Annotated in this window: 6 protein-coding genes; 1 reads left to right on the forward strand and 5 read right to left on the reverse strand. The window is 75.9% G+C overall.

Translation table 11 applies throughout. The annotated features are described in order from the left end of the window. Window positions 1-177 precede the first annotated feature (177 nt). The 3 genes from hemQ to hemE are packed head-to-tail and all read right to left on the reverse strand — an operon-like array spanning window position 178 to window position 3,383. Window positions 178-879, reverse strand: a complete 702-nt coding sequence (gene hemQ, locus AWW66_RS30920) for a hydrogen peroxide-dependent heme synthase (protein ID WP_067374034.1) — start codon at window positions 877-879, stop codon at window positions 178-180. Beyond that, a complete protein-coding gene (gene hemG, locus AWW66_RS30925; protein WP_067374038.1) occupies window positions 876-2,285 on the reverse strand; it encodes a protoporphyrinogen oxidase in 1,410 nt (469 codons plus the stop codon). Before hemG ends, hemQ begins: the two co-directional genes overlap by 4 nt. Window positions 2,286-2,297: 12 nt before the next feature. Further along, on the reverse strand, window positions 2,298-3,383 hold the full coding sequence (gene hemE / locus AWW66_RS30930; RefSeq protein ID WP_067374044.1) for a uroporphyrinogen decarboxylase: 1,086 nt from the start codon (window positions 3,381-3,383) through the stop codon (window positions 2,298-2,300). A 217-nt stretch (window positions 3,384-3,600) separates the two neighbouring features. On the opposite strand from hemE, the gene AWW66_RS30935 reads away from it, so the two are divergent. Continuing rightward, window positions 3,601-4,173 (forward strand): DUF3000 domain-containing protein, encoded by a 573-nt coding sequence (locus AWW66_RS30935; RefSeq protein ID WP_067374041.1) that lies wholly within the window; start codon window positions 3,601-3,603, stop codon window positions 4,171-4,173. Between the two features lie 43 nt (window positions 4,174-4,216). Here the strand turns inward: AWW66_RS30935 and AWW66_RS35800 are convergent, their stop codons facing one another. Continuing rightward, entirely contained in the window at window positions 4,217-5,572 is a 1,356-nt protein-coding gene (locus tag AWW66_RS35800) for a hypothetical protein (RefSeq protein WP_245648567.1), read from the reverse strand. A gap of 211 nt (window positions 5,573-5,783) precedes the next feature. Next, window positions 5,784-6,521, reverse strand: a 738-nt coding sequence (locus AWW66_RS30945; RefSeq protein WP_157528222.1) for a S1C family serine protease, incomplete at its 5' end; no start/stop codon positions are given.

Consider the following 6,521-nt stretch of genomic DNA (forward strand, 5'->3'; position numbering starts at 1 on the left):
GCCACCACCACCGGGGTACGCAGGTACCCGCAGATCGCGTCCACCACCGGCTGCCGCAGCTCCGGGTCGGCCCCGGCCAGGTCGACCAGGTCCCGCAGGGCCGTCCGTCGGTCGCCCGGCGGGCCGCCCGACCACCGCGCGACCGCGTCGGCGTACCCGTCGATCGGCGTCACCGGCTCAGACCAGGCTGGCGACGATGTCGGCGACCGGACGCCGGCGACCGGTGTAGAACGGGATCTCCTCGCGGACGTGCCGGCGGGCGCGCGAGGCCCGCAGGTCCCGCATCAGGTCGACGATCCGGTGCAGCTCGTCGGCCTCGAAGGCGAGCATCCACTCGTAGTCGCCGAGGGCGAACGAGGCCACCGTGTTGGCCCGCACGTCGGGGTAGCCCCGGGCCTGCCGGCCGTGCTCGGCGAGCAGCTCCCGCCGCTCCTCGTCGGGCAGCAGGTACCACTCGTACGAGCGCACGAAGGGGTAGACGCAGACGTAGTCCCGGGCGTGCTCGTCGGCGAGGAACGCCGGGATGTGGCTCTTGTTGAACTCGGCCGGCCGGTGCAGGGCGAGCTGCGACCAGACCGGGGTCAGCGCCCGGCCCAGGGTGGTCCGGCGGAACCGCTGGTACGCGTCCTGGAGCGCGTCGCTGGACGACGAGTGCCACCAGATCATCAGGTCGGCGTCGGCGCGCAGCCCCGAGACGTCGTACGTGCCCCGGATCGTCACGTCCTTGCCGGCCAGTTCCTCGAAGAGGGACTCGACCTCGCCGGTGACGTTCTCCCGCAGCGACGGCAGCGGGCTGCTGGCCCGGTACACCGACCACATGGTGTAGCGGATGGTGGCGTTCAGCTCCCGCAGCCGCGCCGCGTTGGTCTGCTCGGTCATGACCCCGCACCTCCCAGTGCTGTGATGATCTCCTCGGCCGCCGTCTCGCCGGAGCGGACGCAGACCGGGATGCCGACCCCGTCGTAGCCGGCCCCGGCCAGGGCCAGCGTCGGGTGCGCCGGACGCAGCGCCGCCCGCACCCCGGCCACCCGGTCCAGGTGCCCCGGGGTGTACTGCGGCAGCGCCCCGCCCCAGCGTTGCACGTGCCCGGCGACCGGGGCGGGCAGCGGGACGCCGAGCACCGCCGACAGCTCCCGGTGCACCGTCGCCGCCAGGTCGGCGTCCGGGCGCTGCACCTGCGCCTCCTCGCCGTACCGGCCCACCGAGGCGCGGACCAGGGCCAGCCCGTCCGGCCGCCGCAGGTGCCCCCACTTGGTGGTGAAGAACGTCGACGCCTTGATCAGCAGCCCCTCGGTGGCCGGCACCAGGAACCCGGAGAGGTCCGGCAGGTCCGGCTCGGGCAGCGCCAGGGTGACCAGCGCGACGCTGGCGTAGTCCAGGCCGCCGACGGTCGCCGCGACCGGTGCGGCCAGCGGGGCGAGCAGCCGGGCCGCCGGCCGGGCCGGCACCGCCAGCACCACCGCGTCGACCTCGACGTACTCCGGGTCGGGGGTCGGCCCGACGGTCAGCCGCCAGCCGCCGTCGGTCGGGGTCAGCTCGCGGACCGTCGCGTGGTGGCGGATCGTCGCCCCGCTGGCGGTGGCCGCCGCCTCGACGAACCGGCTGAGCCCGCCGCGCAGGGTGCCGAAGACCGGCGCGCCGGGGGCCCGGGGGGCCACCGCCTGCGCGGCCCGGACCGCCCCGGTCAGGGTGTGCGCGGTCCGCGCGGCGCGGGCCAGCGCCGGCATCGTGGTGACCAGGGACAGGTCGTCGGCGCGGCCGGCGTAGACCCCGCCGAGCATCGGGTCGACCAGCCGCTGGACCACCTCGTCGCCGAGCCGCCGCCGGACCAGCGCCCCGACGGCCACGTCCTCGTCCGGGCCGAGCAGCGGGTGACCGTCGTCGCGGTCGGCGTCCGCGTCCGGCCGGGCCACGGCCGCCACCGCCGCCAAGTCCCCGGGTACGCCCACCAGGGTGCCGCCCGGGATCGGGCGCAGCCCGCCGTCGACCGCCAGCGCCGCCCGCCCCACCGTCGGGTGCACGATCTCCCCGGCCAGGTCGAGCCGGCGCAGCAGCGCCACCGCCGCCGACTCACCGCCGGCCGGGTCCCGCATCAGGAACGACTCGGCGCCGAACTCCACCGGCTGACCGGCCAGTTCACCGGTGCGCAGTTTGCCGCCGAGCGCGCCGGAGCGCTCGTACACGGTGATCCGGGTACCGGCCGGGGCCCGGTCGGCGAGCCGCACCGCGGCGGCCAGCCCGGCGATCCCGCCGCCGACCACCGCCACCCGCCAGGGCTGCCGCATCCCGCCGCCCGCCTAGCCGGCCGGGCGGGTGGAGACCTCGTGCACCAGCGCGACCACCCGGGTCAGCACCTCGGGGTCGGTCTCCGGCAGCACCCCGTGCCCCAGGTTGAACACGTGGCCGGGGGCGGCCCGCCCCTGGTCGAGGATGCGCCGCACCTCGGCCTCGACCACCGGCCAGGGCGCGAGCAGCACGCACGGGTCCAGGTTGCCCTGCACCGCCCTGTCCGGGCCGATCCGCCCGGTGGCGACGTCCAGCGGGGTACGCCAGTCCACCCCGACCACGTCGGCGCCGGCCTCGCCCATCGCGCCGAGCAGTTCGGCGGTGCCGACCCCGAAGTGGATCCGGGGCAGCCCGGTGTCGGCCAGCCCGGTCAGCACCCGCGTCGAGTGCGGCAGCACGAACCGGCGGTAGTCCGCCGCCGACAGCGCCCCGGCCCACGAGTCGAAGAGCTGCACCGCGGAGACCCCGGCGTCGGCCTGCACCCGCAGGAAGGCCAGGGTCACGTCGGCGAGCCGGTCACAGAGCGCGTGCCAGAGGTCCGGGTCGCCGTACATCAGCGCCTTGGTCTTGGCGTGGGTCCGCGACGGGCCCCCCTCGACCAGGTAGCTGGCCAGGGTGAACGGGGCGCCGGCGAAGCCGATCAGCGGGGTGTCGCCCAGCTCGGCGACGAGCAGCCGGACCGCTTCGTCCACGTAGGACACGTCGGTGACGTCGATCGGGCGGATCCGGTCCACGTCGGCGGCGGTCCGGATCGGCTCGGCCACCACCGGGCCGGTGCCCGGGACGATGTCCAGCTCGACCCCGGCCGCCGCGACCGGCACCACGATGTCGCTGAACAGGATCGCCGCGTCCACCCCGTGCCGGCGTACCGGCTGGAGGGTGATCTCGGTGACCAGGTCGGGGCGGCGGCAGGACTCCAGCATCGCCACGTTCGCCCGGATCTCCCGGTACTCCGGGAGGCTGCGACCGGCCTGGCGCATGAACCAGACGGGCGTGTGCGGGCCGGGCTCCCGCCGGCAGGCCCGGACGAACGGCGAGTCCGCTGGCCCCCGGCGAGGTTCGTCTCGGGCGTCGGCGCCCGCGGTGGTGGTCGTCATCGGTTCCATCGTTGCACGCCCCCGACGCGCTCCCGCCGCGCCCGTCCGCACTGTGATCCGGTCGGCGGTCCGGTCGGCGTCGGGGCCCGACGCCACCACCACCGCGACACCCTCCGGAACCGGCCGGTAACCGACCGTCCACGCTCCTGGCCGGGGCATCGGCGCTGCTCGGCGCGCCGCTCGGCGGGCACCCCGATGGCGGCATAGAGTCGCCGGCATGGCCCCCCCGATCGCGTACCCGGAGACCTTCGCCCGCGCGGTCGCCGGGCTTCGGTCGGCCACCCCCCGGGCGGAGATCGTGCTGGAGGAGGTGGGCGCGCCGCAACGGCTCGCCCCCTACGCCTTCGCGCTCTCCGCGACCGTGCTGCGCGACGGTGAGGACGTGGCGACCGGCCGGCTGATCCTGCTGCACGACCCGGCCGGACACGAGGGCTGGCAGGGCACCCTGCGCCTGGTCACGTACGTCACCGCCGACCTGGAGGCGGACCTGGCCGCCGACCCGCTGCTGCCCGCCGTGGGCTGGACCTGGCTGACCGACGCGCTGGACGCCCAGGAGGCCCGGCACCGGGCCCTCGGCGGGACGGTCACCCAGACCATGTCGACCCGCTTCGGCGAACTGGCCGGCCCGCCCACCACCGGCGACATCGAGATCCGCGCCTCGTGGACCCCGCTCGGCGACGACCTGGTGCGGCACCTGATGGCCTGGAGCACCCTGCTCGCCTCCACCGCCGGCCTGCCCCCGCCCGGGGTGACCCCGCTGCCGGAGCGCCGCCCCGCCGGCACCGCCTGAGCGGCGACACCGGCGAGGCGTCCGGGGCACGAGACCCCCGGGCCTAGAGGTACCGCTCGGCCTCGTCGCAGATCGCCTCCAGGCCCTGACTCGCCCGGCTGAACCCGGCCTGGTCGTTGCGGGCCGCCGCGCCCAGCGCCGTGGTCAGCCGGTTCAGGCAGTTGGCGATGACCCGCTTCTGCCGGGCCTGCTCGTCCCGGTCGTTGCGGGTGCCGGTGAGATCCTGCTGGGTGTCGGCGAGCCGGTCCTGGGCGGACTTCAGCTCACCCCGGAGCTTCTCCAACTCGGTGGCCCGGTTGCCGCTCTCGGTGACGGCGGCGGCGAGCCTCTTCTCGGTGCCGTCCAGGTCGTTGCGGGTGGTGACGAAGAGCGCGGTCATCACGCCGCCGAAGACCAGCAGCAGCCCGGCCACCAGCCCGAGGACGATCGCCGCCCGGCTGCGCCGGCGCGGGGCCGGAGCGGACGCCCCGGACGGCGGTACCGCACCCGGGGGCGGAAAGCCCGGCTGCCCGTACGGTGGCCCGGACTGCGGTACCGGCGGGTACGGCGGGCCGGACTGCGGAACCGGCGCGAACGGCGGCCCGGACTGCGGCGGGACGAAGGCCGGTGGCCCCACCGGCGGTGCCCCGTACGGCGTACCCGGTGCCGGGGACCCGGCGATCGGCTGGTCGGCCGACGCCGCGACCGGGGGCGCCGACAGCGGCCGGGTCGCCGGGGTGACAGGCACGGGCCGGGTCGCCGGGGGCACCGACAGCGCCCGCGTGGTCGGCTCGACCGGCGGGGTCACCGCCATCGCCTGGGTGGGCGGCTCGACCGGCGGGGTCACCGCGAACGGCCGCGTGGCCGGCTCGCCCACCCCCGGAGTCACCGCCATCGCCTGGGTAGGCGGCTCGACCGGCGGCGTCACCGCCATCGCCTGCGTGGCGGGGTCGGTGAGCCGACCGGTCGACCCGAACCGTTCGGTGGTCGGCTCGTCGGCCGCCGCGGTCACCGGCATCGCCCGCGTCAGCGGCTCGCTCGGCGTCGTGGTCTGGAACCGCTCGGTCGCCGGCTCGAACCGCTCGCTTCCGGGCTCGATCCGTTCGGTGGCCGGCTCACTCGACGGTGCGGACACCGGCAACGCCTGGGTCGCCGGCTCGAACCGCTGCGTCGCCGGCTCGGTGGCCGCCCCCACCGGCTCGGTCACCGGGTCGGCTGCCGCCCCGATCGGCTCGGTCGCGGGCTCGAACCGATCGCTTCCGGGCTCGATCCGTTCGGTGGCCGGCTCGCCCGCCGCCCCGGACACCGGTACCGGCTGCGTCGCCGGTTCGATCGGCTCGGTGGCCGGTTCGATCCGCTCGGTCGCGGAAGCGATCGGCTCGGTGCGGGGTTCCGGGGTGTCGGCGTCGGGCGTGGTCACGGGCGGCTGGCCGGCGGTGGGCGGGCTACCGTAGACGGACCCCCGGGGCACCTGAGGGCTGGGCACGGTCGGTGGTTCGGGGGAGGATCCCTGCGGACCAGTCGGTGGCTGGGTCATCTCTCTTCCTCCAGGTGGATGGTCCGTACCGGGACCGGCCGGGACCGGGTGTCCGGGCGGGGCGGCGATCGGGCGGGGCGACCGGGCCCCGGGGTCAGCAGATGTCGAAGCCGTCGCAGGCGGTCTTGATCGGCACCGCCAGCCCGATGCCCTCGGCGTTGCGCGCCTTCGCGGTGGCGATGCCGACGACCTCCTTCGCCCCGTTGATCACCGGCCCGCCCGAGTTGCCGGGGTTGATCGGGGCGTCGAACTGGATCATCGGACCGCTGGTGCCGTCCGCCCGGCGGAACGCGCTCACCACGCCCGTGGTCACGCTGTCCTCCAGGCCGAGCGGGGCGCCGACGACGACGATCTGCTGGCCGGACCGGACCTCGTCGGGGGCGGCCACGAGCCCGTCGAACTTCTCGGTGGTCCGCAGGTGGGCCACGTCGTTGGCCTCGTCCACAGCGACGATGGTGGCGGGGAACCGCTGGTCGGTCCGCTCCAGGAAGACCTGCCGGCCACCGAACGACCAGAGCGACTCGACCACGTGGTAGTTCGTGAACAGGTTCGTCCCGCCCCCGGAGGCCGGCTCGCCGACGGCGAACGCGGTGCCGGTGGAGTTGCCGGCCCGGACCCGGAAGACGCTGGGCAGTACGACGGCCGCGATGTCCTCCGGGTTGAAGGTCTGCCGTTCCAGCGCCTCCGCCCGCCCCTCCAGGCTTTCCAGCCGGGAGTTGTCGGTGCCCTGCGCCTCCTCGAGCCGCTGACCGAGGTCGTTCGCCCGGCCGGTGAGCTGATGGATCTGGTACGCCTGGAAACCGGCCACCGGCAGCAGCACGGCGACGAGGAG

Origin of the sequence: Micromonospora rosaria (assembly GCF_001567585.1) — a bacterium.
Taxonomy (GTDB): Bacteria; Actinomycetota; Actinomycetes; order Mycobacteriales; family Micromonosporaceae; genus Micromonospora; species Micromonospora rosaria.

What these genes read in the sequence shown, in the direction of transcription:
- hemQ (WP_067374034.1), bottom strand. Translation starts at nt 879, where the DNA reads ATGACCGAGCAGACCAACGCGGCGCGGCTGCGGGAGCTGAACGCCACC.
- hemG (WP_067374038.1), bottom strand. Translation starts at nt 2,285, where the DNA reads ATGCGGCAGCCCTGGCGGGTGGCGGTGGTCGGCGGCGGGATCGCCGGG.
- hemE (WP_067374044.1), bottom strand. Translation starts at nt 3,383, where the DNA reads ATGACGACCACCACCGCGGGCGCCGACGCCCGAGACGAACCTCGCCGG.
- AWW66_RS30935 (WP_067374041.1), top strand. Translation starts at nt 3,601, where the DNA reads ATGGCCCCCCCGATCGCGTACCCGGAGACCTTCGCCCGCGCGGTCGCC.